21 protein-coding genes, 2 tRNA genes, 3 rRNA genes and 1 pseudogene are annotated in these 26,494 nt (G+C 41.0%); 21 read left to right on the forward strand and 6 right to left on the reverse strand.

Features of this window, described 5'->3' with window-relative positions; translation table 11 throughout:
- The first annotated feature begins 19 nt into the window (after positions 1–19).
- The 3 genes from NE363_RS02395 to NE363_RS02405 all read left to right on the forward strand — a co-directional run bounded on the left by NE363_RS02395 (position 20) and on the right by NE363_RS02405 (position 2,287).
- Positions 20–682, forward strand: coding sequence for a ribonuclease T2 family protein (locus NE363_RS02395; protein WP_191001086.1), 663 nt, complete (start codon positions 20–22; stop codon positions 680–682).
- Between the two features lie 210 nt (positions 683–892).
- On the forward strand, positions 893–1,879 hold the full coding sequence (locus NE363_RS02400; protein WP_002119517.1) for a malate dehydrogenase: 987 nt from the start codon (positions 893–895) through the stop codon (positions 1,877–1,879).
- Positions 1,880–2,041: 162 nt separating this feature from the next.
- A complete protein-coding gene (locus NE363_RS02405; protein ID WP_445535755.1) occupies positions 2,042–2,287 on the forward strand; it encodes a DUF2789 family protein in 246 nt (81 codons plus the stop codon).
- 50 nt (positions 2,288–2,337) lie between these two features.
- Here the strand turns inward: NE363_RS02405 and NE363_RS02410 are convergent, their stop codons facing one another.
- Together NE363_RS02410 and NE363_RS02415 are read right to left on the reverse strand one after the other, a co-directional pair.
- The gene (locus NE363_RS02410; protein WP_004705440.1) at positions 2,338–2,865 is read right to left on the reverse strand and encodes a hypothetical protein; all 528 of its coding nucleotides are present in this window, start codon (positions 2,863–2,865) and stop codon (positions 2,338–2,340) included.
- Between the two features lie 68 nt (positions 2,866–2,933).
- The gene (locus tag NE363_RS02415) at positions 2,934–3,539 is read right to left on the reverse strand and encodes a 2OG-Fe(II) oxygenase (protein WP_049064619.1); all 606 of its coding nucleotides are present in this window, start codon (positions 3,537–3,539) and stop codon (positions 2,934–2,936) included.
- A gap of 117 nt (positions 3,540–3,656) precedes the next feature.
- Between NE363_RS02415 and NE363_RS02420 the strand changes: the two genes are divergently transcribed.
- The 12 genes and pseudogenes from NE363_RS02420 (at position 3,657) to NE363_RS02475 (ending at position 15,192) form a co-directional block, all read left to right on the forward strand.
- Entirely contained in the window at positions 3,657–4,514 is an 858-nt protein-coding gene (locus NE363_RS02420; RefSeq protein ID WP_445535756.1) for a 23S rRNA (adenine(2030)-N(6))-methyltransferase RlmJ, read from the forward strand.
- Positions 4,515–4,555: 41 nt separating this feature from the next.
- Positions 4,556–5,389, forward strand: a complete 834-nt coding sequence (pssA, locus tag NE363_RS02425) for a CDP-diacylglycerol--serine O-phosphatidyltransferase (RefSeq protein WP_004705447.1) — start codon at positions 4,556–4,558, stop codon at positions 5,387–5,389.
- A gap of 17 nt (positions 5,390–5,406) precedes the next feature.
- A pseudogene (locus NE363_RS02430) lies at positions 5,407–6,493 on the forward strand (DUF6670 family protein).
- A gap of 444 nt (positions 6,494–6,937) precedes the next feature.
- Positions 6,938–8,472: ribosomal RNA gene (locus tag NE363_RS02435) — 16S ribosomal RNA — on the forward strand.
- Positions 8,473–8,531: 59 nt separating this feature from the next.
- Positions 8,532–8,608, forward strand: a tRNA-Ile gene (locus NE363_RS02440).
- A gap of 55 nt (positions 8,609–8,663) precedes the next feature.
- Positions 8,664–8,739, forward strand: a tRNA-Ala gene (locus NE363_RS02445).
- 352 nt (positions 8,740–9,091) lie between these two features.
- A 23S ribosomal RNA gene (locus tag NE363_RS02450) occupies positions 9,092–11,980 on the forward strand.
- Between the two features lie 178 nt (positions 11,981–12,158).
- A 5S ribosomal RNA gene (rrf, locus tag NE363_RS02455) occupies positions 12,159–12,273 on the forward strand.
- The 16S, 23S and 5S rRNA genes sit together here with 2 tRNA genes alongside, the layout of an rRNA operon.
- A 159-nt stretch (positions 12,274–12,432) precedes the next feature.
- The gene (locus tag NE363_RS02460; RefSeq protein ID WP_077169793.1) at positions 12,433–12,828 is read left to right on the forward strand and encodes a putative signal transducing protein; all 396 of its coding nucleotides are present in this window, start codon (positions 12,433–12,435) and stop codon (positions 12,826–12,828) included.
- Between the two features lie 129 nt (positions 12,829–12,957).
- Positions 12,958–13,311, forward strand: coding sequence for a GFA family protein (locus tag NE363_RS02465; protein ID WP_288420323.1), 354 nt, complete (start codon positions 12,958–12,960; stop codon positions 13,309–13,311).
- A 17-nt stretch (positions 13,312–13,328) separates the two neighbouring features.
- Positions 13,329–13,892: a DUF4256 domain-containing protein gene (locus NE363_RS02470; RefSeq protein WP_437256452.1), complete on the forward strand. Its 564-nt coding sequence runs from the start codon at positions 13,329–13,331 to the stop codon at positions 13,890–13,892.
- A 136-nt stretch (positions 13,893–14,028) separates the two neighbouring features.
- Complete coding sequence (locus tag NE363_RS02475; RefSeq protein WP_445535757.1) at positions 14,029–15,192, forward strand: acyl-CoA dehydrogenase family protein; 1,164 nt, start codon at positions 14,029–14,031, stop codon at positions 15,190–15,192.
- 42 nt (positions 15,193–15,234) lie between these two features.
- On the opposite strand, the gene NE363_RS02480 is transcribed toward NE363_RS02475, so the two are convergent.
- The 4 genes from NE363_RS02480 to NE363_RS02495 all read right to left on the reverse strand — a co-directional run bounded on the left by NE363_RS02480 (position 15,235) and on the right by NE363_RS02495 (position 17,895).
- A complete protein-coding gene (locus tag NE363_RS02480) occupies positions 15,235–15,990 on the reverse strand; it encodes a hypothetical protein (RefSeq protein ID WP_445535758.1) in 756 nt (251 codons plus the stop codon).
- A 16-nt stretch (positions 15,991–16,006) separates the two neighbouring features.
- A complete protein-coding gene (locus NE363_RS02485; RefSeq protein WP_100291144.1) occupies positions 16,007–16,624 on the reverse strand; it encodes a DUF6915 family protein in 618 nt (205 codons plus the stop codon).
- 180 nt (positions 16,625–16,804) lie between these two features.
- Positions 16,805–17,299, reverse strand: a complete 495-nt coding sequence (locus tag NE363_RS02490) for a GNAT family N-acetyltransferase (protein WP_445535759.1) — start codon at positions 17,297–17,299, stop codon at positions 16,805–16,807.
- On the reverse strand, positions 17,296–17,895 hold the full coding sequence (locus NE363_RS02495) for a TetR/AcrR family transcriptional regulator (RefSeq protein ID WP_445535760.1): 600 nt from the start codon (positions 17,893–17,895) through the stop codon (positions 17,296–17,298). The genes NE363_RS02490 and NE363_RS02495 overlap by 4 nt, the downstream gene beginning before the upstream one ends.
- A 185-nt stretch (positions 17,896–18,080) precedes the next feature.
- Here NE363_RS02495 and NE363_RS02500 point away from each other — a divergent pair, with 185 nt between their 5' ends.
- Genes NE363_RS02500 through NE363_RS02525 form a run of 6 tightly spaced genes read left to right on the forward strand, consistent with a single transcriptional unit; the run spans position 18,081 to position 26,455 of the window.
- Positions 18,081–19,886 carry an acyclic terpene utilization AtuA family protein gene (locus tag NE363_RS02500; RefSeq protein ID WP_445535761.1) on the forward strand — a complete coding sequence of 602 codons (1,806 nt, stop codon included), beginning with the start codon at positions 18,081–18,083 and terminating at the stop codon, positions 19,884–19,886.
- Positions 19,887–19,906: 20 nt separating this feature from the next.
- The gene (locus NE363_RS02505; RefSeq protein ID WP_445535762.1) at positions 19,907–20,818 is read left to right on the forward strand and encodes an SDR family oxidoreductase; all 912 of its coding nucleotides are present in this window, start codon (positions 19,907–19,909) and stop codon (positions 20,816–20,818) included.
- An 11-nt stretch (positions 20,819–20,829) separates the two neighbouring features.
- Positions 20,830–22,443, forward strand: a complete 1,614-nt coding sequence (locus NE363_RS02510) for an acyl-CoA carboxylase subunit beta (RefSeq protein WP_445535763.1) — start codon at positions 20,830–20,832, stop codon at positions 22,441–22,443.
- 42 nt (positions 22,444–22,485) lie between these two features.
- The gene (locus tag NE363_RS02515; RefSeq protein WP_445535764.1) at positions 22,486–23,643 is read left to right on the forward strand and encodes an acyl-CoA dehydrogenase family protein; all 1,158 of its coding nucleotides are present in this window, start codon (positions 22,486–22,488) and stop codon (positions 23,641–23,643) included.
- A gap of 16 nt (positions 23,644–23,659) precedes the next feature.
- A complete protein-coding gene (locus NE363_RS02520; protein ID WP_445535765.1) occupies positions 23,660–24,496 on the forward strand; it encodes an enoyl-CoA hydratase/isomerase family protein in 837 nt (278 codons plus the stop codon).
- An 18-nt stretch (positions 24,497–24,514) separates the two neighbouring features.
- Positions 24,515–26,455 (forward strand): acetyl/propionyl/methylcrotonyl-CoA carboxylase subunit alpha, encoded by a 1,941-nt coding sequence (locus tag NE363_RS02525; RefSeq protein WP_445535766.1) that lies wholly within the window; start codon positions 24,515–24,517, stop codon positions 26,453–26,455.
- The last annotated feature ends 39 nt before the right edge of the window (positions 26,456–26,494 follow it).

Consider the following 26,494-nt stretch of genomic DNA (forward strand, 5'->3'; position numbering starts at 1 on the left):
ATAACCAAGTTTTAATTAAATGAAATATAGATATTTAGGACCTCAATCAATATCACAACTTGCATGGTGGTTGATCTGTGCAAGCATTGGATTGATGAGTTCTGCTTTACATGCGGAACCTGTTAACGTGCAAGGTTATGTCATGCATGTACAGATGACGCCTGCTGTCTGTTCGTTAGATCCTTCTAAACAGAAGCAGCGTAAATGTCTTGAAGGATATTCACTTACAATTACTGGCTTAATGCCGGAAACTACCCGAACTGACTGTTCAACAGAAAGTTCTGCTGCACTATCACCATTACAAGCTAAAGTTGTTGCTCGTGTTATGCCAGACAATAATGCTCGCGTGCAGCTTTGGAAAAGTGTTGGTGGCTGTGTTCCTATGAATGCGAGTCAATATTTCCGTACGATTATTAACTTTGCCGAGCGGTTAAAAATACCTGCTAATTTAACAAGTTCTAGCAATGTAGAAATGCAGCAATCTACACTACGTCAGCAGTTTACGAAGCTTAATCCAAGCATGCCTCAAAATGGTATTCGTTTTAATTGTCAGTTATCTCGTTCTGATGTTGTGCTCACAGAAGTTAAAGTCTGTTACACCGTAAATGGCCAATATAAACAGTGTTCAAATCATGTTGTCTCGAATTGTCCAAGTGAAATTACAATTAAAGGTAGTTACTAAGCGAGCTACCATTTCATAAAAAAATGCTGACCATACATTGAATCTATTTGTAAAAATTAATTTGTATTTTCTATCAGACTTTTGGTGAAAATGAGTCGCTTTTACATGCATCTGCAACTTCTTTAGAGTACAATCTTTGCCGTTTATGATGATTTGGTTAGATAGAATCGCTATTTAGCCCGATTAAGGACACTCATTGGAGACAATTACATGAAGCAACCCGTTCGTGTTGCCGTGACTGGCGCTGCAGGTCAAATTGGTTACAGCTTATTATTCCGTATCGCAAGCGGTGAAATGCTAGGTAAAGATCAACCAGTTATTTTACAATTGCTTGAAGTTCCAGTTGAAAAAGCACAACAAGCGCTTAAAGGCGTAATGATGGAACTTGATGACTGTGCTTTCCCTTTATTGGCTGGCATGATCGGGACTGATGATCCTAAAGTTGCATTTAAAGATGCTGACTATGCATTATTAGTTGGTTCTCGTCCACGTGGTCCTGGTATGGAACGTGCTGACTTGTTAAAAGTTAACGGTGAAATCTTCATTGGCCAAGGTCAAGCTTTAAACGAAGTTGCTAGCCGTAACGTTAAAGTATTAGTTGTAGGTAACCCTGCAAACACTAACGCTTATATCGCAATGAAATCTGCTCCAGATCTTCCAGCGAAAAACTTCACAGCTATGTTACGTCTTGACCACAACCGCGCGTTGACTCAAGTTGCTCAAAAAGCTGGTGTTGCTGTTGCTGACATCGAAAACTTAACAGTTTGGGGCAACCACTCTCCAACAATGTATGCTGACTACCGTTTTGCAACTGCAAACGGCGAAAGCTTAAAAGACAAGATCAACGATCCAGCTTGGAACAAAGATGTATTCCTTCCAACTGTTGGTAAACGTGGTGCTGCGATTATCGAAGCGCGTGGTTTGTCTTCTGCTGCTTCTGCTGCTAACGCTGCAATTGACCATATGCGTGATTGGGCGCTTGGTACAAACGGCAAGTGGGTAACTATGGGTATTCCATCTGATGGTTCTTATGGTATTCCTGAAGGCGTTATGTTCGGTTTCCCTGTAACAACTGAAAACGGTGAATATAAAATCGTTCAAGGTTTAGAAATCGATGAATTTAGCCGTGAGCGTATCAACTTCACTCTAAACGAGCTTGAAGAAGAACGTGCAGCAATTGCTGACATGGTAAAATAATTCATTACTTTAATGAATTAAAAAGCACTCTCTTGTAGGGTGCTTTTTTATGTTTGAAAATTTATAACTACACACAAAAAACAACAAGAAAATATAGACATAGATATGCAACTAAACCCTATAGTTGTTAGATTATGGAAAAGAAGTTATAGGAGAATAACAGTGTTTGAACAGCAACCGACATTACGACTTTTATTTGAACAATTGGGATTAGATGCTGACGAGGCCAGTATTGAAAACTTCATCAAAACGCATCAATTGCCTGCTGAACAGAAATTACATGAAGCACCCTTTTGGTCAAAAGGACAAAGTGATTTTTTAAAAAGTCATTGGGAAAAAGATGATGAGTGGATTGTCGTCATTGATGAACTCAATGAACAGTTACATGAAGATAGTCTCAAAAAATAGCAAAATAAAAAGGCCTGTTTATTAGCAACAGGCCTTTTAAAATTCATACTTTAATGAGTTTTTCGTTTTAATAAATCTTTGTACCATGACTCATGGCGTACTGGATGAAATACCGGATGTTCATGAACCAGCTCAAGATCACATTGAGTTGTAGATACATATTTAGTAAGCCAATGCCGAGTGAGGGCAGGTTTTTCTTGTGCTGCCGAAGCATAAGCCAAGAAGAAATAGATATCTGCATGCTCATGATGCGATAGTGGTTTCAAAATTTGCTGAGTAATGAGTGCAAAGCGCTTTTCTTTATTTAATTCAAAATAAATCATATACGCTTTAGCTAAATGCAATGATAAATTTAAATATAAATTCATTGGCATCTCGTCATATTCAATGCGAGCTTGTTCGAGCAAAACTATAGCTTCTTGCAAAAAATGAATTTGCTCTTGGCGAACGCGGCTTAACATCGCGAGTTGCATACGTAAATCTGCACGTTCCAAAGCAAGCTCAGGCGTATTTTCCGTTAAATAGAGTTGGTCTGTTTCACCAATTCTGGTCACAATTGCTTTTGTTTCAATAGACATACGCCTTCGCCCTTTTTAATCAATAGCTCTTATATCGGGGTCATTTGAGAAATTTAAAGAGCACTCATCTAACCCCAAATTGAGTTTCCACTACGAAGCCATGCTGTAATTGATAAGCGCTGCTGTTTAGAAACTAAAACTTCGTGCAATAAGTTACTTTGAAATACAACTAACCGATTAGGTTCAGGTTTAACAATATGCCAATTTTCATTTTTATCTTGTAACCTTAATTGTCCACCCCAGTCTTCTTGCCATTCAGGGTGTAAATAATAAACACTAGAGATAATACGATCATTTTTTTGCTGAGGATTATCGCGGTGTAATGCATAAAATTCACCTGCATGGTAACAGGCGAAATGAGCTTCTACCTCTTTAATTCCTAAATAAAATGCTTGATTTAGACTTTGCGATAATAAACTTAGCGTTTCAATATGTTGTTGGGCAATCGGAAGCTGATCATTAATCCATAGAATATGGTCACTCCGAATATTGCTTACCACGCCGTTTTGAATACCAGCTTCTCTGAATTCATCCATATGGTGGCTACATTCATTTGCAACCTGAGCGCGATATTGATCTGAATAAGCGTGATCTATAATTGCAAAACCATGTGCATTTAAATCATCTAAAATTTGATCCAGATTCCATGAATCAGGAAGCGAGTGAGAGTGCATATAACCTCGAATAGATCGTAAAAATATCAAGCAGCTCTATTTTAGATGATCACAACCTTACGAAAGAATATTTTTTTCATGTTAAACTATTTGTTGAATTGAGGAATTAAAGTCAACATGAATTACCGTCACCATTTCCATGCGGGCAACTTTGCAGATGTTATGAAGCATGTGCTTTTGCTACAGCTTCTTAATCGTTTAAATGCCAAAGATAAACCTTATCGTTATATCGATACGCATGGAGGTGCAGGAAAATATGATTTATCTCAAGCACCTGCGCAAAAGTCAGGAGAATTCCTAACAGGTATTCATCGTCTTGTTCAGCTTTCAGAAATGGAAAAGCGCCAAGCTCCTGAAGCAATTCAACAATACTTAAAACTTGTTGAAGAACTACGCTCTCAAGAAGGTAAGGGTAGTTATCCTGGTTCTCCTTGGTTTGCATTACAAGGTATGCGCGAAATTGATAAAGCGACTATATTTGAAATGCAACGTGATGTTTTTCAGCAATTACGTCATAACATTCATGACAAACGTGCAGGTTTGCACGAGCGCGATGCATATGAAGGCTTACTTGGTGTAATTCCACCGAAGGAAAAGCGCGGTCTAGTCATGATTGACCCGCCATACGAGTTAGAACGTAAAGATTTTCCGCAATTAGTTGAATTGTTACAACAAGCTTATAAGAAATGGCCAACAGGCGTTTTTGCAGTTTGGTATCCAATTAAAGACCGAGCGATGATTGAGCGTTTTGAAAAGAAAATGTTCAAAACAGGAATTCGCCGTCAGTTAGTTTGTGAAATTTGTGTATGGCCAGATGACACTCCTGTAGGTCTAAATGGTTGTGGTTTATTGGTAATCAACCCGCCTTGGCAGTTCTCTGAACAAGCCGATCAAGCCCTACAATGGTTATTCCCTCACTTACGTATGCAAGAAACGGGTGGTCACGCCGCTGTACGCTGGTTAGTGGGTGAGTAATAATTAATCTAAATCAATGCACATGTTTGGAATAGAAAATAATGACAAATGCGCCTAAACCAGAGCAAGATTTAACTCATAATGAACATTCTTTTGATGGGATTACGTTCGAAGTGGTTGAAGAGGAAGATAATCCGGAAGGACAAAAAGTAAAACGTCGAGGTATTTATCTTTGGCCTAACTTAATTACTACAGCCGCTTTATTGTCTGGTTTCTATTCCATCATTGCGAGTATGAATGGCGAATTTACTCAAGCAATTTATGCCATTTTTATAGCAGCATTGTTAGATGGGTTAGATGGTCGAGTTGCCAGAGCAATTGGTGCGCAAAGTGCTTTTGGCGAGCAATATGACTCTTTGTCAGATTTGTTAGCCTTTGGTGTAGCGCCAGCAATGCTAATGTATAGCTGGAGTCTGCATGATTTGGGCCGTATAGGTTTAGCTTGCTGTTTTGTTTATACTGCTTGTGCGGCTTTCCGTTTAGCGCGTTTTAATGTTCAAATTGGAGTAGTTGATAAACGTTACTTTATTGGTATCGCAAGTCCACTTGCTGCAATTATTATTATTTCACTTGTATGGGTTGCGCGAGATTACCCATTCATTTTCGATTTGCGTGATATTGCGATTCAAGTGATTAATTCGGTAATCATGGTGGTGGTTGGACTACTTATGATTTCAAACATCAAATACTATTCATTTAAGCAAATGGATCGTAAGCGTGTTCCTTTTGTAGTTATGTTGCCAGTAGTACTGATTTTTGCAGCAATCACTTATAATATCCCAATGGGTATTTTGATTGTTTCAATAATCTATGCTCTATCGGGCTTTGTTACCACACTATTAGCTAAAAAAAATAACGAGACTATCAGAACATAAATTATATGAGGTTCAGTATGCCGAAGTTGATGAATCAGATAAATCAATTGCAGCAGCTGGGCCTCAACTCAAATGGGGGCGTTGTATATCAGCCTTCTAGAGGCTTTTTCAAAGTTGTTTATCAAGGTTTAATCCTTCCTAACTTACCTGCGCCACTTCGTTATTTTAATTATATTAGCCTGATTGGACAGCCTAGAATTCCCCTTTGTTATAACGCAAACAGTATTGTGACTTCTGCGATTGATACAGCAACAGTATTGGTCAGTAGTAGTTTACACAGTGTAGATCACTTAAAAATTTATTCAATTCGAAGACAATGTCAGCTTAATCCTAATTACTACCAATTTGATAAAACTGATCTTATTGAATGGCAAATTCCTCAAATTCATCTTAAACGAGTGGATTCTGAGATGAGCTGTGATCTAGTTATTCAAACTCCTTCCAATATTTTGAACTCATCTGCTTTGCAATGGGGAATATCAGACTATTGGACAGTTCTTTGTCATTGTGAAGGTGAAATCTTATATAAAGGGCAAAAATATGAAGTGAGTGGATTAGGGCGATTTAAACATGCTCGAGCATTACATTTACCCTTTCTATCTTTATGTTTTTACACATATCAAGTGATTAATCTCAATGAAACAACCCAAGTCACTCTGACCCAAATAAGAAACCAATGGAATATCGTTTTGTGCTCACGCTTAGATATTCAAGAAATAGGCAAAGAACCATTAACTTTTACTGAAGATGTTAATTTTCATATTTATCGTGTTTATCCAAAAGTTCAAACACCTTTTGGAAGAGAAATGTACTTACCTCGAGAGTTCTCTTGGCAATGTAAAAAAAATGGCAAAGTTATTTTTGAGCTCTATGCTGAAAGTCGTGGTGATTATAAATTTGGATTGGCCGCTGGATATATAGGAAGTTTCAGCTACCAGTTAAGCTGGAATGATCAGTGTCTTCAGGGAGAGGGTGGATATTGTGAATATATCGATTGCCGGCCTTTAAGATGGCAAGAGAAGAACCAGAATGAAAAAAATCTCGATAAATTGCTGCTTTTACAACCATGTTTATATAAAAAATGAATATTTTTACCATTTTTGATCAAAAAGCGAACTGTTGTTGCTCTAATGTTTAAAAAGCTATTGCAAAGGGATCTTAATGCTCTATAATGCACATCCATCGGCGGTGATGCAGATAGAAACTTGTTGAAAAACAGTTACTTGTGATTAAGTTGGTTGCTTTAAGTGATGAATTTGATGACAAGGTGGTTTAGAGAATAAGTTTTAAAAAATATCGAAATTACCTGTTGACTTTTAAGAGATTAAGAGTAATATAGCCGACCTAGCTTGCTGGTGACGAACCAGGAAGAAGATCATTAAGAGAATTGAAGAACAACTTGTGTGGATTTTTACTGATTGATTAATCGAAATAATTTTCATTGATTGATTGGTTTAAATTACTCGAAGTTTATTTGAGCGAAATTTAAGTCAGTAATTGATGAGCCAGAATTGGTACCTTGTCTTTAAATAAGGTACAAAATGATTTTAACTGAAGAGTTTGATCATGGCTCAGATTGAACGCTGGCGGCAGGCTTAACACATGCAAGTCGAGCGGAGAGAGGTAGCTTGCTACTGATCTTAGCGGCGGACGGGTGAGTAATGCTTAGGAATCTGCCTATTAGTGGGGGACAACATCTCGAAAGGGATGCTAATACCGCATACGTCCTACGGGAGAAAGCAGGGGATCTTCGGACCTTGCGCTAATAGATGAGCCTAAGTCGGATTAGCTAGTTGGTGGGGTAAAGGCCTACCAAGGCGACGATCTGTAGCGGGTCTGAGAGGATGATCCGCCACACTGGGACTGAGACACGGCCCAGACTCCTACGGGAGGCAGCAGTGGGGAATATTGGACAATGGGGGGAACCCTGATCCAGCCATGCCGCGTGTGTGAAGAAGGCCTTATGGTTGTAAAGCACTTTAAGCGAGGAGGAGGCTACTTTGGTTAATACCTAGAGATAGTGGACGTTACTCGCAGAATAAGCACCGGCTAACTCTGTGCCAGCAGCCGCGGTAATACAGAGGGTGCAAGCGTTAATCGGATTTACTGGGCGTAAAGCGCGCGTAGGCGGCTAATTAAGTCAAATGTGAAATCCCCGAGCTTAACTTGGGAATTGCATTCGATACTGGTTAGCTAGAGTGTGGGAGAGGATGGTAGAATTCCAGGTGTAGCGGTGAAATGCGTAGAGATCTGGAGGAATACCGATGGCGAAGGCAGCCATCTGGCCTAACACTGACGCTGAGGTGCGAAAGCATGGGGAGCAAACAGGATTAGATACCCTGGTAGTCCATGCCGTAAACGATGTCTACTAGCCGTTGGGGCCTTTGAGGCTTTAGTGGCGCAGCTAACGCGATAAGTAGACCGCCTGGGGAGTACGGTCGCAAGACTAAAACTCAAATGAATTGACGGTACGCACAAGCGGTGGAGCATGTGGTTTAATTCGATGCAACGCGAAGAACCTTACCTGGCCTTGACATAGTAAGAACTTTCCAGAGATGGATTGGTGCCTTCGGGAACTTACATACAGGTGCTGCATGGCTGTCGTCAGCTCGTGTCGTGAGATGTTGGGTTAAGTCCCGCAACGAGCGCAACCCTTTTCCTTATTTGCCAGCGAGTAATGTCGGGAACTTTAAGGATACTGCCAGTGACAAACTGGAGGAAGGCGGGGACGACGTCAAGTCATCATGGCCCTTACGGCCAGGGCTACACACGTGCTACAATGGTCGGTACAAAGGGTTGCTACACAGCGATGTGATGCTAATCTCAAAAAGCCGATCGTAGTCCGGATTGGAGTCTGCAACTCGACTCCATGAAGTCGGAATCGCTAGTAATCGCGGATCAGAATGCCGCGGTGAATACGTTCCCGGGCCTTGTACACACCGCCCGTCACACCATGGGAGTTTGTTGCACCAGAAGTAGCTAGCCTAACTGCAAAGAGGGCGGTTACCACGGTGTGGCCGATGACTGGGGTGAAGTCGTAACAAGGTAGCCGTAGGGGAACCTGCGGCTGGATCACCTCCTTAACGAAAGATTGACGATTGGTAAGAATCCACAACAAGTTGTTCTTCATAGATGTATCTGAGGGTCTGTAGCTCAGTTGGTTAGAGCACACGCTTGATAAGCGTGGGGTCACAAGTTCAAGTCTTGTCAGACCCACCATGACTTTGACTGGTTGAAGTTATAGATAAAAGATACATAACTGATGATGTAAGCTGGGGACTTAGCTTAGTTGGTAGAGCGCCTGCTTTGCACGCAGGAGGTCAGGAGTTCGACTCTCCTAGTCTCCACCAGAACTTAAGATAAGTTCGGATTACAGAAATTAGTAAATAGAGATTTCGGTCTTGGTTTATTAACTTCTGTGATTTAAGTATCACGGTATTAAGCATGACCTGACGAAGGCGTGTTTATTCATTAACAGATTGGCAAAATTGAGTCTGAAATAAATTGTTCACTCAAGAGTTTAGATTAAGCAATTAATCTGAATGAATTGAGAACTAGCAAATTAACTGAATCAAGCGTTTTGGTATATGAATTTAGATTGAAGCTGTACAGTGTTTAAGTACACAGACAACAGATAGTGGCGATGAAGAATCGCACGGACAACACTCACTTGTAGGTGTTGACGACTGTTTGGGGTTGTATAGTCAAGTAATTAAGTGCATGTGGTGGATGCCTTGGCAGTCAGAGGCGATGAAAGACGTGATAGCCTGCGAAAAGCTCCGGGGAGGCGGCAAATATCCTGTGATCCGGAGATTTCTGAATGGGGGAACCCACCTACTTTAAGGTAGGTATTGCAACATGAATACATAGTGTTGCAAGGCGAACGAGGGGAAGTGAAACATCTCAGTACCCTTAGGAAAAGAAATCAATTGAGATTCCCTCAGTAGCGGCGAGCGAACGGGGATCAGCCCATTAAGTTATGTGTGTTTTAGTGGAACGCTCTGGGAAGTGCGAACGTAGAGGGTGATATTCCCGTACACGAAAGGGCACACATAATGATGACGAGTAGGGCGAGGCACGTGAAACCTTGTCTGAATATGGGGGGACCATCCTCCAAGGCTAAATACTCCTGACTGACCGATAGTGAACCAGTACCGTGAGGGAAAGGCGAAAAGAACCCCTGTGAGGGGAGTGAAATAGATCCTGAAACCGCATGCATACAAGCAGTGGGAGCCGACTTGTTCGGTGACTGCGTACCTTTGTATAATGGGTCAGCGACTTATATTCAGTAGCGAGGTTAACCGTATAGGGGAGCCGTAGAGAAATCGAGTCTTAATAGGGCGTTTAGTTGCTGGGTATAGACCCGAAACCAGGCGATCTATCCATGAGCAGGTTGAAGGTTGGGTAACACTAACTGGAGGACCGAACCCACTGTCGTTGAAAAGCCAGGGGATGACTTGTGGATAGGGGTGAAAGGCTAATCAAGCCTGGTGATAGCTGGTTCTCCCCGAAAGCTATTTAGGTAGCGCCTCGGACGAATACCATAGGGGGTAGAGCACTGTTTCGGCTAGGGGGTCATCCCGACTTACCAAACCGATGCAAACTCCGAATACCTATGAGTACTATCCGGGAGACAGACTGCGGGTGCTAACGTCCGTAGTCAAGAGGAAAACAATCCAGACCGCCAGCTAAGGCCCCAAAATCATAGTTAAGTGGGAAACGATGTGGGAAGGCATAGACAGCTAGGAGGTTGGCTTAGAAGCAGCCACCCTTTAAAGAAAGCGTAATAGCTCACTAGTCGAGTCGGCCTGCGCGGAAGATGTAACGGGGCTAAAACTATGTGCCGAAGCTGCGGATTTGACATTAGTCAAGTGGTAGGGGAGCGTTCTGTAAGCCGATGAAGGTGTATTGAGAAGTATGCTGGAGGTATCAGAAGTGCGAATGCTGACGTGAGTAACGACAAAACGGGTGAAAACCCGTTCGCCGAAAGACCAAGGGTTCCAGTCCAACGTTAATCGGGGCTGGGTGAGTCGACCCCTAAGGCGAGGCCGAAAGGCGTAGTCGATGGGAAATTGGTTAATATTCCAATACTTCTGTGTAATGCGATGAGAGGACGGAGAAGGTTAAGTCAGCCTGGCGTTGGTTGTCCAGGTGGAAGGATGTAGGTATGTATCTTAGGCAAATCCGGGGTACTCTATACTGAGATCCGATAGCAAGCTGTACTTGTACAGTGAAGTGGCTGATACCATGCTTCCAGGAAAAGTCTCTAAGCTTCAGTTACACAGGAATCGTACCCGAAACCGACACAGGTGGTCAGGTCGAGTAGACCAAGGCGCTTGAGAGAACTCTGCTGAAGGAACTAGGCAAAATGGTACCGTAACTTCGGGAGAAGGTACGCTGTTGTTGGTGATGGAACTTGCTTCCTGAGCTGATGACAGCCGCAGAAACCAGGCCGCTGCAACTGTTTATTAAAAACATAGCACTCTGCAAACACGAAAGTGGACGTATAGGGTGTGATGCCTGCCCGGTGCTGGAAGGTTAATTGATGGGGTTAGCGTAAGCGAAGCTCTTGATCGAAGCCCCAGTAAACGGCGGCCGTAACTATAACGGTCCTAAGGTAGCGAAATTCCTTGTCGGGTAAGTTCCGACCTGCACGAATGGCATAATGATGGCGGCGCTGTCTCCAGCAGAGGCTCAGTGAAATCGAAATCGCTGTGAAGATGCAGTGTACCCGCGGCTAGACGGAAAGACCCCGTGAACCTTTACTGCAGCTTGACACTGAACTTTGACCTTACTTGTGTAGGATAGGTGGGAGGCTTTGAAGTTGGAACGCTAGTTCCAATGGAGCCGTCCTTGAAATACCACCCTGGTAATGTTGAGGTTCTAACTCTGTCCCGTTATCCGGGACGAGGACCGTGTCTGGTGGGTAGTTTGACTGGGGCGGTCTCCTCCTAAAGAGTAACGGAGGAGTACGAAGGTGCGCTCAGCGTGGTCGGAAATCACGCGTAGAGTATAAAGGCAAAAGCGCGCTTAACTGCGAGACCCACAAGTCGAGCAGGTACGAAAGTAGGTCTTAGTGATCCGGTGGTTCTGTATGGAAGGGCCATCGCTCAACGGATAAAAGGTACTCTGGGGATAACAGGCTGATACCGCCCAAGAGTTCATATCGACGGCGGTGTTTGGCACCTCGATGTCGGCTCATCTCATCCTGGGGCTGAAGCAGGTCCCAAGGGTATGGCTGTTCGCCATTTAAAGAGGTACGCGAGCTGGGTTTAGAACGTCGTGAGACAGTTCGGTCCCTATCTACCGTGGGCGCTGGAAATTTGAGAGGATCTGCTCCTAGTACGAGAGGACCAGAGTGGACGAACCTCTGGTGTACCGGTTGTGACGCCAGTCGCATCGCCGGGTAGCTATGTTCGGAAGGGATAACCGCTGAAAGCATCTAAGCGGGAAGCCTACCTCAAGATAAGATTTCCCTAGGAATTTATTCCTCTAAAGAGCCGTTCGAGACTAGGACGTTGATAGGTTGGATGTGGAAGCATAGTGATATGTGAAGCTGACCAATACTAATTGCTCGTGAGGCTTGACTATACAACACCCAAGCAGTTGTATATAAAGCATCAATCGATTCATAAATCTACAAAGAAACTTGATTTAGTTATTCCACTAGATAAAATGAACAAGTCAGATTCAATCAGCCCAATCTGTAAAGATTTGGAAAACGCTTCGGCAAATAATAAGACCAAAGCAAGTATCCATAAACAGTTGTGCTGGCGACCATAGCAAGAGTGAACCACCTGATCCCTTCCCGAACTCAGAAGTGAAACCTCTTAGCGCTGATGGTAGTGTGGGGTTACCCATGTGAGAGTAAGTCATCGCCAGCTCATTATTCAAACACCCCGGTCTCGAAAGAAACTGGGGTGTTGCTTTATGCGCGGAATAAAAGTGGAAAGTTAATTCCTAATCCTTTAGAGATTAAATTTAATTCAATTTATAAAGAAATAAAGCTATTCTGAAACTATTCACCTTGTTATAAATTTAATATGCAATGGATCTTAGTTAAAACTTTTTCGTTTCCGTATGAGGCACAAATTGCAAAAACTCAATTAGAGGCTTTTGGAATTCCTGCTCGTATTGAAAATGAACATACAATTAATATGGACTGGTTTTATTCAAATGCATTGGGTGGAGTTCGTTTATTAGTACTAGAAAAAGATGTTGATGATGCGAAAGCTTTCCTTGAAAAAGATTTTAGTGAAGACTTAGAGCAAGAATTTGGAAAAAATAAAGAGCAATGTCCTAACTGCGGAAGTTATGATATTGAAGCCTACACACAAGGGAAAAAATCAGCCTTTGTGGCTTTTATGTTCTTTGGTTTACCTTTATTTTCTTTTAAAAATGGTAATAGATGCAAACAATGCCAATATTTTTGGAGTTAGTGATTGATAATTACTTCAATTTATTAGGGTTTATTATGAGGAAAAAGCCAAAATTGGAATTTGGTTGAAAATTGATCTATAACAAAGAATATTATAAAACTATAAAAAATTATAAAGGGAAAGAATGTTATGGAATATAAAGGAAGTTGTCACTGCGGACAGGTGAAGTTTGTCGTAGAAGGTGAGCTAATAGAAGTTTTATCTTGTAATTGTTCCATTTGCCAAAAGAAAGGGTCTTTACTTTGGTTCCTACCCACTAATCAAGTTACAGTTACTTTAGATTCTCCTGATATTTTAGCGAATTACACTTTTAACAAGCATGTGATTAATCATCATTTCTGTAAAAATTGTGGTATTCATCCTTATGCTCAAGGTACAGATGCAGAGGGTAACTCTATCTTTGCGATTAATGTTCGATATATAGACGACATTGACTTAGATAAAATAAAAATAAATTATTTTGATGGATGCTCAGTCCAATAATTATAAGGATTTATTCAATGACAACTAAAAAACAATTAACTTCAACAGAATTAGATTCACTGCTTGAATTATTAAAGAAGAGATTTGAAAAGAACACACATCGCCATAAAGAAATTGATTGGACAAATGTACGAGCTAAATTATTAGAATCGCCTGAAAAATTGTGGTCATTGCAAGAAATGGAAAATACTCGAGGAGAACCTGACGTTGTCTCTTACGATCAACAGAAGGATGAGTATTTATTTGTAGATTGTTCTCCTGAGAGTCCAAAAGGTCGTAGGAGTCTTTGTTATGATCGAGAGGCTTTGGAATCTAGAAAAGATCATCCTCCAAAAAACAGTGTAATAGATCTAGCTAATGAAATGGGAGCTGAGCTTCTCACAGAAGAGCAATACCATGATTTACAAATGTTAGAGGAGTTTGATCTTAAAACATCAAGTTGGCTTAAAACTCCTGATGAGATTCGACGGTTAGATGGAGCTATTTTTGCTGACCGACGTTATGGTCGGGTCTTCATTTATCATAATGGAGCACAGTCTTATTATGCTGTGCGTGGTTTTCGTTGCTGCTTAAGAGTATAGGCGTTGTGCATAAATAAAAATAATTCTGTTTGATGTTTTATGCCAAGAAAATGGAGATTCTTGCAACTTTTGATTGACTGTAAACATGACAAGATATGTTCAGGAATTAAATAAAAACATCAGGACATTTCTAAACATGCAACTCAACCCAATTTACTATAATGAACAACACATTGCTTTTGCTGACAATGTTCGCCGATTTGTACAAAAAGAAATGGCACCTTTTGTTAATGAGTGGGATGAAGCTGAGACATTTCCTAGAGAGCTTTATAGAAAGGCAGCTGAAATTGGGCTATTGGGTTTAGGTTTTCCAGAAGAATATGGCGGGATTCCTGATGCAGATCCATTTTATTCATTACTCGCTGGTATTGAAATGGCAAAGGCAGGTTCTGGCGGTGTGCACACTTCACTCATGGTACATACAATCGGTGCCCCTCCCATTCAGCATTTTGGAAGTGAGGAGTTAAAGGCTAGAGTTCTCCCAGAGATTGTTTCTGGTAAAAAAATTTCTGCTTTAGCTATTACAGAACCTGGTGGTGGCTCGGATGTCGCTGCATTACAGACTAAAGCTATTCGTGATGGTGATTACTATATTGTCTCGGGTGAGAAGACGTTTATCACATCGGGAATTCGTGCAGATTACTATACTGTTGCAGTGCGTACAGACCCCACAAAAACAGGAGCTGAAGGTATTTCAATGTTGTTCGTTGATGCGCACAGTGAAGGAATTACTAAAACACCTTTAAAGAAAATGGGATGGTGGGCTTCTGATACAGCTCATTTGCATTTTGATCAAGTACGAGTACCTGCATCAAATCTGCTCGGCAAAGAAAACGCTGGTTTTAAAGTTATTATGAATAACTTTAATATGGAGCGGTTCTTCTTGGGAGTAGTGGCTTATGGGTATGCATTAGTCTGTTACGAAGAAGCTTTAGAGTGGGCGCAACAACGGAAAACTTTTGGTAAGAGATTAATTGATCATCAAGTGGTTCGTCATAAATTAGTAGATATGGCAACGCAATTAACCTCAACACGGGCATTGCTTGAAGAAACTGCATGGAAAATGACTCAGCCAAAACTACAAGGACCTGAGTTGGTGGCTCAAATTTCGATGCTGAAAAATGTTGCGACTCGTACTATGCAATTTTGTGCTGATGCAGCTGTACAGACATTAGGTGGTATGGGCTTTATGCGAGGAACCAAGTCGGAACGTATTTATCGTGAAGTGAAGGTCAATATGATTGGTGGTGGTGCTGAAGAAATTATGAAAGATTTGATTAGTAAGCAGTTGGGTTATTAAGAAGTGGGCGGTATAAGTTTTATACCGCCCTTGGATTTTAAATTAAAGTTGAGTTAGCTCTTCAATAGTTATTTGTTGTATTTCGAATAATGGTTGTTTTAGTAAGGCATTTAAAGATCTTAATGAATCAAATTGATTTTCATAGAATAGAGTGTCAATTCTTAGTTGTTGAGCCGATTCATGGTAAACTAAACCTAAAGACGTGATCAATTCTTGTAATAAAGTTGGACTGTCGCTTAATTCTGAGAGAGAACCTGTTAAAGTTTTAGGTAATTCATTAAAGAAATTCGTAATGGTCTGTTCTCTCCAATACTCTTCTTTAAAATTAAAATCGAACAAAGGATTATCTGACTGACTTGTCAAAAGTACTGAATTTGTAGCGGTTTCAGCATAAACATATTCATTTTTTTCTCGTAATAAAATTACAAAAAAAGGTTTACTATCATCAATGCTAATGAGTTGAAAATGTAAAAGCCCTGATAATTTAGCGAATTCAAAAGCATCTTCTTCACTCATTTCCGGCAGACTTTCACCGTCAAATTCTTCACCTGTTTTTTCTAAAATGAAATTGTCGATTTGTTCATATAGATCATCTGAGGCGTACCCATTAAAAATATCAAAATTGCATAAATCATGATCGTATAAAGCTTGAGCAACAAGAGTCTTATAGGTTTTCTCAGCTTCAGTATGATCATTATAAATAGCTTTGATTGAACCTAAAGTTGCTTCATCAGTCATATACCATTCATCGTTATAACCAAAGTCATTATAACGAATCATATATTTAATATTGCTCATAAGTTTTCCCCTGTTTTTAAGCAAGTTTTGTCTTTAGTTGTTGTAGTTTTACTGCACTTGGTGGTACAGCTATTCCATTATCCATCCACATCTCAAATCGCATTGGATTAAAGAAAGTATCTGGACTGATATCAAAATCGATCAATCTAGCTTTTGATTTCCCCATCATGGGTAAAATGGTATTAATAAACCAACTATTATGGGTAATAAGTAAAGATTTTAATTGACCTGTAGCAGATAGAGGAGAAAGCAATGTGGCTGATAACTTTGGATCATCGATTACATCACAATGGAATTTTTCTAAACGTTTGGCTAGTCCCTCTGTAGGTATATCTTGCATAGCCGAAACAAAATCCCCAATTGTTGGAATAAATCGATGATGAAAGTCAACTAATAGGTGGTCTCTTTCACATAGATCTTTAACTTCAATACTTTTACCCATGCTATTGTCGAAGTAATGCCCAAAAATGGGAATAATAACTTCTTGTATACCCCAAAAAGTATGTAAGATCCGGTGGCGATTATCTGTACATAACATTTTGGTACTGTCGATTAGAGCGTGAATATTAATATAATCTTCAAGCTCTCCCCCACGACGTTTGACCGAAATATTGGCGTGTTGTACTGGATTCATTAATGTTTCTTATAATCATTTGATATTTAATGATAATAACAGTTTGGATGTGGAGCGTGAATATAAAAAAAGATATTAACGTCAAGTTATGTCGTCTATTTTTAAAATTTATGACTGAAAATTAATAGAATTTTTGTTTGAGAAAGAATTAGTGATCTTAAGTTTAAATTGGCTGGAATTTTATTTCTCCTTCCACATTTCATTTAAAATTGCCCAACGTTCATGATCTTTCCAAGTTTTTCCGCCAATACGAAGATATTGGCGAGAAAAGCCTTCTTTTATGAAACCAGCATTGGCAACTAGTTGAATCGAGACAATATTATCAGGTTGTATATTTGCTTCTAACCTATGTAAATTTAAATTTTTGAATGCTTCATTGAGTAATAATTTGAGGCCTTGCGTCATATAGCCATGACCTTGATAGGGATGAAATGCTTCATAACCTAAATAGGCTGAATGAAAATGGCCTCGTATAATATTTGAAATATTAAATGTTCCAGCAATAGCATGGCTTGTTGTTAAACAAACAAAATAACGATGTTCCTGTTCTAAATATGTTTGAAAGTTAGCTGGAGGGTAGGTCCAAGGTTGATGCAATTGCATACTGTTTTTATATGCTTCTTTAATTTCAGCTAAGTCATTTATATGAGGTTTACGCAAGTAGACAGAACTCATTTCAAAGCCATCTCCCAAACCATTTCTGTTAACTCATCAATTTTAACTTCACCCTCAGCTTTATACCAAGTTACGGTCCATGAAATTGCACCGCCAACTAATCTTCGCCAAATAAAGGCATCATGCTTTACCTTGCCTTCAGTACGTAATTTTTCAATCACATCTATCCAGATTTGCTCATATTCATTACGCATTTTTAAAAGATAATCTTGTTTTTCTTTTGACAAGGCAAACCATTCATAAACCAAAACAGCCATGGCTGCACCAGTATCTCCAGTAATTGAAATGAGTTCAGCTTTAATAAGGGCACGTAATTGTTGTTCTGGATTGGTAGATTGGGCTGCCGCATCTTGTAAACGAGCAAGATTGTAAATAATGGTTTCCTCCATCACATGAGCGAGGATGTCATCTTTACTTTTAAAGTGGTGGAATAAGCTTCCCGACTGGAGTCCAATAAATTGAGCAAGTTCGCGTACAGTAGTTTTGTCATAGCCTTGTTTATGAAATAGATAGGCAGCTCCTCGTAATAAGCGACCACGTGGGCTGTCATCAAAACAAGAGATATTTGGAATCTGTTCAATTGAAGTAGCAATCATGCGAAAGCCGAATCCTTTATATAAAAATACTTAACAGAAAAGTTTGCCAAACCTCATCATGTTTTACCTGAGCTGTCGAGTTTGGCAGTTTTGGTCAATTTCACAATAACATTTTGCTCTTTACAAACCAAGCGCTTGATTGGTAATGTTGAGTGTAATTTTTAAACAAAATAATGAGAAATAAGATGGCAAGTAATCAACAGGATGATGAGCGTGTCGTAAAAATAGGTTGTGCCTCAGGTTTTTGGGGAGACACCAATACTGCCGCTTTCCAATTGGTACATCTAACCGATATTAATTATTTGGTTTTTGATTATTTGTCAGAGATCACCATGTCGATTATGGCAAAAGCGAAGATGGTAGAACCAAAGCATGGTTATGCTTTGGATTTTGTCAGTCGAGTGATGGCACCTCTACTTAAAAAAATTGCAGAGAAAAAGATTAAGGTAATTAGTAATGCTGGTGGTGTTAATCCATTGGCGTGTCGAGATGCCTTGCAAAAAATAATTAAAGAATATGGTCTAGATCTGAAAGTGGCTGTGATTTTAGGCGATGATCTTTTAGCGCAGCATGAACAACTTAAGCAGCAAAATATTCAGGAAATGTTTAGCGGTGAAGCTTTGCCAGAACAGGTGGCGAGTAGTAATGCTTATTTAGGTGCGGTGGCTATTCGCGATGCTTTGAATTTAGGTGCAGATATCGTGATCACTGGCCGTGTGGTTGATTCTGCTGTGGTGCTTGCCCCTTTACTTCATGAGTATCAATGGTCTTTAGATGACTATGATAAGTTGGCACAAGGCTCACTGGCAGGTCATATCATTGAATGTGGTGCGCAATGTACAGGTGGTAATTTTACCGATTGGCAATTGGTGCAGGGCTTCGACAACATGGGGTTTCCAGTGGTTGAAGTGAGCGAAGATGGCTCATTCGTTGTGACTAAGCCTCAGGGAACAGGTGGTTTGGTATCTACTGCCACGGTTGCGGAGCAAATTGTTTATGAAATAGGTAATCCTCAAGCATATTTATTACCCGATGTAATTGCTGATTTCAGCCACGTGCATTTAGAGCAAATCGGAGAGAACCGAGTCCGTGTGACGGGTGCAAAAGGACAAGCACCGACTGTGCAATATAAAGTCAGTGCGACTTATCCTGATGGTTATCGGGTTTTAGTGAGTTTCTTAATTGCAGGACGTGAGGCACCACAAAAGGCACAAGTCATTGCCGATGCGATTTTGACTAAGTGCGAACGTGTTTTAGCAATGCGCTCAGTACCTCCATTTAGTGAAAAGTCTGTTGAGATTCTAGGTATTGAAAGTACTTATGGAGCACATGCTCAGGCTTTAAATAGTCGTGAAGTGGTGGTCAAAATAGCTGTAAAACACATGTTTAAAGAAGCATGTATGTTCTTTGCATCTGAAATTGCACAGGCTTCAACAGGTATGGCTCCAGCCTTGGCAGGAATTGTCGGAGGTCGACCAAAAGCATCTCCAGTGATTAAATTATTTTCATTTTTAATTGATAAAAATCAGGTCAATGTCGAAATCGATTTTGATGGGAACCGCTATCTGGTTGAGATTCCTCGGGGCATTTATACAGAGCAATTCAATACTTTAGCAACTGGTAAAAGTGCGGTATATCAAGGAGATGAAATTGAAGTTCCTTTGATTAAAATTGCGCATGCCCGCAGTGGTGATAAAGGTAATCATAGCAATATCGGGGTGATTGCACGTAAAGCAGATTATTTACCATGGATTCGTGCAGCACTAACTGAACAGTCTGTTGCAAGCTATATGCAACATGTCTTGGATGCTGAAAAGGGACATGTATTTCGTTATGAGTTACCGGGTTTAAATGCACTAAATTTTATGTTGGAAAATGCCTTGGGTGGCGGTGGTGTTGCAAGCCTACGTATCGACCCACAAGGTAAAGCATTTGCACAACAATTATTGGATATGCCTGTCAAAGTTCCGGCACATCTTTTAGAAAAATAAAATGAATGGATGAAACAAAGATGAGTTATCAATCAATTTTTAGACCAGATGCTTTCGCTAATAAAGTAGTCATTGTGACAGGTGGAGGCTCTGGAATAGGACGCTGTACTGCACATGAGCTTGCAGCTCTTGGCGCTCAAGTGGTGATTACAGGACGCAAAATTGAGAAATTAGAGAAAGTTAGCCAAGAAATTATAGAAGATGGTGGCTTAGTTCATTTTATTGTTTGTGATAACCGTGAAGAAGAACAAGTAAAAAATATGATTGCTGAAGTGATTGAGAAATTCGGTAAATTGGATGGCTTGGTGAATAACGCGGGTGGTCAGTTCCCCTCAGCTTTAGAGAATATCTCAGCAAATGGTTTCGATGCAGTCGTGCGTAATAATTTACACGCAACTTTCTATTTAATGCGTGAAGCTTATAACCAATGGATGGCTAAACATGGTGGCAGTATTGTTAACATGACTGCTGATATGTGGGGCGGCATGCCAGGAATGGGACATTCTGGCGCTGCGCGTTCAGGGGTTGATAACTTAACTAAAACAGCATCAGTTGAGTGGGGGAAATCTGGCGTTCGTGTAAATGCGGTTGCACCGGGGTGGATCGTATCATCCGGTATGGATAATTATAGTGGTGATTTTGCCAAAGTGATTATTCCAAGTCTTGCTGGCAATGTACCACTAAAACGTATGGGAACTGAGTCTGAAGTTTCATCGGCAATTTGTTATTTACTGTCCGATGCTGCGGCTTTTGTTTCTGGTTTGACGTTACGCATTGATGGCGCTGCATCGCAAGGTACGCGTATGTATCCACTGGCTGATGCGACAAATAGTCAATCTTATAATGGTTTCCATCGCGCGTTTATTCCTGAAATTTTTAAAAAAGATAAGACTGATAAAGTCGAGCAAAGCAATAATTCAGGCTCGGAGTGAGGAATAAAAAAATGACCATTCTTCAATCCGAAATTACTGCTGGTAGTGAACAGTATCAAAAAAATAAAGAGGCGCTGCTTGCTCAGCTGAGTGAAGTCCGTGCAATTCAGCAAAAAAGCATTGATAAATCGTATGCTGCTAAACCGAAATTCGATAAAAAGGGAAAGATTCTGCCGCATGAGCGTGTACGGTTATTACTCGATGCTGATTCTCCTTTTGTTGAGCTTTGTGGCTTGGTTGGCTACAACATGCATGATGACAAAGATGGCTCCGAAGCTGGTGGTGGTGTAATTGCTGGCATTGGTTTCGTCAGTGGTGTGCGTTGTCTGGTCTCAGCAAGTAATAGTGCAATTAAGGGTGGGACTATGTCTCCTATGGGCGTACAGAAAACTTTGCGTTTACAAAAAATTGCCTTAGAACAAAAACTCCCGCTGATTACGCTGACTGAAAGTGGTGGTGCTAACTTAAATTATGCAGCTGAAGTATTTACCTACGGTGGTATGACTTTTGCCAATCAGGCACGTCTTTCTGCAGCAGGTATTCCACAGCTTGCAGTGGTACATGGGAATGCAACGGCAGGAGGGGCTTATCAACCAGGTCTTTCGGATTATGTCATTGTAGTACGCAAACAAACCGAAATGTTACTTGCAGGCCCACCTTTACTTTTAGCAGCAACTGGTGAAGTCGCTACAGCGGAGGAATTGGGGGGAGCGGAAATGCATGCGCAGGTTGCCGGAACAGCAGAATACTTAGCAGAAAATGATGCCGATGGGATTCGGCTTGCACGTGAAATTTTTGAACACCTGAACTGGAAAGAGCAAATCAAACCAGTTGATGTGACTTATAAAGAGCCTCGTTACGATACCGAGGAACTATTGGGTGTTATCCCAAGTGATCCTAAACAACCATTTGATATGAAAGAAGTGGTTGCACGCATTATTGACGATTCAGATTTTCTAGAATTTAAGCAGCAATATGACGATTTAACGGTGTGTGGCTGGGCAAAAATTGGAGGCTTGCATATCGGTATTATTACCAATAATGGTCCGATTACCCCTCAAGGGGCAGCAAAAGCAGCTCAGTTTATTCACTTATGTGAACAGACTAACCGGCCGTTATTGTTCTTACATAACACTACTGGCTTTATGGTGGGAACCGATGCCGAGCAAAATGGCATTATTAAGCATGGCTCAAAACTGATTCAAGCTGTTGCCAATTGTACTGTACCTAAAATTTCAATCGTTGTGGCAGGGTCATATGGTGCTGGTAACTACGCAATGTGTGGTCGGAGTTTATCGCCAGATTTTATTTTTGCTTGGCCAAATTCGCATGTTGCTGTAATGGGCGCTGCACAAGCTGGAAAGGTGCTACGCATTGTGGCTGAAGGAAAGCAAAAAGCTTCCGGTCAGGAGCCTAATCCGCAAATGCTCGATTTTCTTGAGCAAAGTACGGCCATGAAATTGGAGCAGCAATCTACCGCGCTTTTCAATACAGCTATGCTACATGACGACGGCATTATCGATCCGCGAGATACTCGGAAATTATTAATTTTCCTTTTACAAACCATTTATGAAGCACAGCAACGAGAGCTAAATCCAACTCGTTTTGGTGTGTCCCGTTTTTAATCAACCTTTACCGCAATTAAAAAAATTAATAGGAATAGCACCATGAAATTTACTGCCGAACATGAAGCATTACGCCGTACAGCTCGTCAATTTGTTCAAAATGAGCTGAATCCACATATTCCAGAATGGGAAGCTGCGGGACGTTTCCCAATCCACGATGTATTTAAAAAGATGGGTGATCTTGGTTTATTGGGGATTTGTAAGCCTGAGGAAAATGGCGGTTTAGCGTTAGATTATTCCTATAACCTTGTGGTTGCAGAAGAAATTGGATATGCGGCTTGCGGCGGGGTGCCTTTAGCTATTGGTGTACAAACGGACATGGCAACACCTGCTTTGGCACGTTTTGGTAGTAAAGAGTTACGTGATGAGTTTTTAACACCAGCCATTGCTGGGGAATATGTTGCCTCAATTGCAGTATCGGAAGTGCATGCTGGTTCGGATGTTGCTGCTATTAAAACGACTGCTAAAAAAGATGGCGATGACTATTTCATTAACGGCAGCAAAATGTGGATTACCAACTCATTACAAGCCGACTTTTTCTGCCTTTTAGCCAACACATCTGACGATAAACCTCACGTCAACAAGTCGATGATTATTGTGCCAACAAAAACTAAAGGGATCAGTTTTTCCGAGCCACTTAATAAATTAGGGATGCGTTCAACCACCACAGCGCAAGTTTATTTAGACAATGTCCGTGTACCTCAACGTAACTTGGTTGGTGTTGAAGGTATGGGCTTCATGATGCAGATGATGCAATTTCAGGAAGAGCGCCTATGGGCTTGTGCCAATGCCATTGGCGGGTTGGAAAATTTAATCCAAAAGACCATCGACTATACAAAAGAGCGTACCACTTTTGGTCAACCCCTCATTAATAACCAATATATCCATTTTCGTTTTGCTGAACTCATGACCGAAGTGGAAGCGCTTAAAGCCTTAACCTATCAAGCTTGTGAACAGCATATTGCTGGGGAAGATGTGACCAAGCTGGCATCTATGGCAAAACTAAAAGCAGGACGTTTAACCCGTGAAGTTGCCGATAGCTGTCTGCAATATTGGGGTGGTAACGGCTTTATGTGGGATAACCCTGCATCACAGCTGTACCGTGATGGTCGCTTAGGGTCTATTGGTGGTGGGGCAGATGAGATTATGTTGGGGATTATCTGTAAGTTAATGGACATTCTGCCTAAAAAGCAGAAATAAAAATAAGGAATACACCATGACACTTTCGACATCTCTACAAGCCCTAGATCTTGATGACAGCATTCAATTAGAACAAGACGGCAGTATTCTATATCTCTGGTTAAATCGACCAGAGAGCCGTAATGCCATGAACTTGAAGATGGTCAATGCCATTCAACAAGTCTTTAATGCTATTCGCGATGACCTTTCAATTCGTGCGGTAATTATCCGTGGGGAAGGCGGAACCTTTTGTGCAGGTGGTGATATTAAAGATATGGCTGCTTTACGCGTTGAAGCAACTAACGTTGGTAGCCTGCAACCTTATACTGATTTTAACCGCCGTTTTGGTGCCATGCTTGAACAGGTTGAAGCCGCACCGCAAACGGTTGTGGTGATTTTAGAAGGTGCTGTTTTAGGGGGGGGATTGGGTCTGGCATGTGTTTCCGATGTTGCGATTAGTCGCGACAATGCCCAGTTTGGTTTACCTGAAACGGGACTTGGTGTAATTCCTGCACAAATTGCTCCTTTTGTGGTGAAACGTATTGGCCTGACTCAGGCGCGTCGATTAGCTTTATTAGGCATGCGCTTTGAAGGACATACAGCACTAAGTGTCGGAGTGATTCATCAAATTGCACATAATGAAATCGAACTAGAGCAAGCTCTAGAGGAAACCATTCAACACATTAAACGAGCAGCTCCTCAAGCTTCACGTGTGACTAAAGCACTGTTACATCGAACGCTCAATGAACCTTTAAATGAATTGCTGAATGATGCTGCACAGCAGTTTGCTCAAGCAGTAGGTGGGGCTGAGGGACAAAAAGGAACAATGGCTTTTATCCAGAAACGTTTGCCAAACTGGGCTGATGAGTCATAAGAGATAAGGATAAAAATAATGAAATTTTCAAAATTACTGATTGCCAACCGTGGTGAAATTGCAGTTCGAGTCATGCAAACTGCTAAGGCAATGGGCTATCAAACTGTGGCGGTCTATTCCGATGCAGACCGTAATGCTCGTCATGTGCAAGAGGCTGATGAAGCTGTCTATATTGGTGCTTCAAAAGTATCTGAGTCTTATCTTTCAATTGCCAAAATAATAGATGCATGCAAAAAAACAGGTGCTGATGCTGTTCACCCCGGTTATGGTTTTTTGTCAGAGAATACTAATTTTGCTCAGGCATGTATCGATAACCAGATTACCTTTATTGGGCCTACTGCTTCTGCAATTGAGTTAATGGGCAGTAAACGCCTTTCAAAAATTGCCATGATTGAGGCGGGCGTCCCTTGTGTACCGGGCTATGAAGGTGACCGACAGGATCTCGAATACTTAGCAGGACAAGCCGAACAGGTTGGTTTTCCAATTATGGTCAAAGCTTCTGCGGGTGGTGGTGGTCGTGGAATGCGTTTGGTACAACAATCATCCGAATTGATTGAAGCTTTACAAACTGCGCGTTCAGAAGCTGAAAATGCATTTGGTTCAGGTGAGCTTATTTTAGAAAAAGCAGTCATTGCTCCGCGCCATGTCGAAATTCAGGTTTTTGGTGATACTCATGGCAATTATGTTTATTTGTTTGAGCGTGATTGTTCAATCCAACGCCGCCATCAAAAAGTAGTTGAAGAGGCGCCGTGTCCAGTGATGACGTCTGAACTACGTAAGCAAATGGGTGAGGCAGCTGTAGCAGCAGCAAAAGCATGTGCTTATGTCGGGGCGGGGACAGTTGAGTTTTTGCTTGATGCATCCGGTGCATTTTACTTTTTGGAGATGAATACTCGTTTGCAGGTCGAGCATCCGGTAACCGAACTTATTACGGGACTAGATTTAGTTGAATGGCAGTTACGTGTAGCGAATGGTGAACAATTGCCTTTGCAACAACATGAATTGATGTTAAACGGTCATGCAATCGAGGTGCGTTTGTATGCCGAAGACCCACGTCAGGATTTCTTACCACAAACAGGAAAGGTTTTACGATGGCAGCCTGCAACTTTACCAAATGTGCGAATCGATCATGGCATGTTAGCAACCGATGAAGTCAGTCCATTTTACGATCCGATGGTGGCGAAGGTGATCGCATACGGTAAAACCCGTGAGGATGCGATTCGCTTACTGGCTCGTGCCGTAGATGATTGTGTTTTGCTAGGAGTAAATAGTAATAAACAATTTTTGGTCAATTTATTACGTCATCCAGTTGTTGTTGCAGGAGATACCAATACAGCGTTCATTCAACAGCATTTTCTAAATGACAGCAGTTTACATAAGCAGGTTCTATCTTTAGAAACATTAGCGATTGCAGCGGCATTATTTAGCCAAAGTAACGGTACGGCAGTGTGGCAAACTGGCTTAGGTGTGCCATTACCATTAAAACTTAAATATGATGATCAGCAAATTCAATTACTGCTTTCATCTGTAAATAACACATTTACGGCCCAGTTCTGTGATCAAACAGTTTGCATTGAAGTACTTGAGAGAACGCCAGATTACCTAGTTTATTTAATTAATGGTGTGCGTCGCCGTGTCCAATGTGTATTAGATGGTGATCAGCTTTACTTAGATCGAGAGAATGGCAATGTTGCAATTCGCAACGTAACTTATGCTGCGCCAGAAACAGTTGATGCGGCTGGTGATGGCAAAATTCGTGCACCAATGGATGGTGCTGTAGTAAATATCTTGGTCAATCAAGGTGATCAAGTGGTGAAAGGTCAGACCTTACTAGTGCTTGAAGCTATGAAAATCCAGCAGCAGATTAAAGCTGATGTAGATGGGATTATTGAAGAAGTTTTAGGCCAACAAGGGCAGCAAGTTAAAAAACGGCAAATGCTATTTAGTATCCAAGTATAAAAAATACCGCTCTTATTGGGCGGTATTTTTTTATAGCCG

This window comes from Acinetobacter sp. G18 (assembly GCF_052660225.1).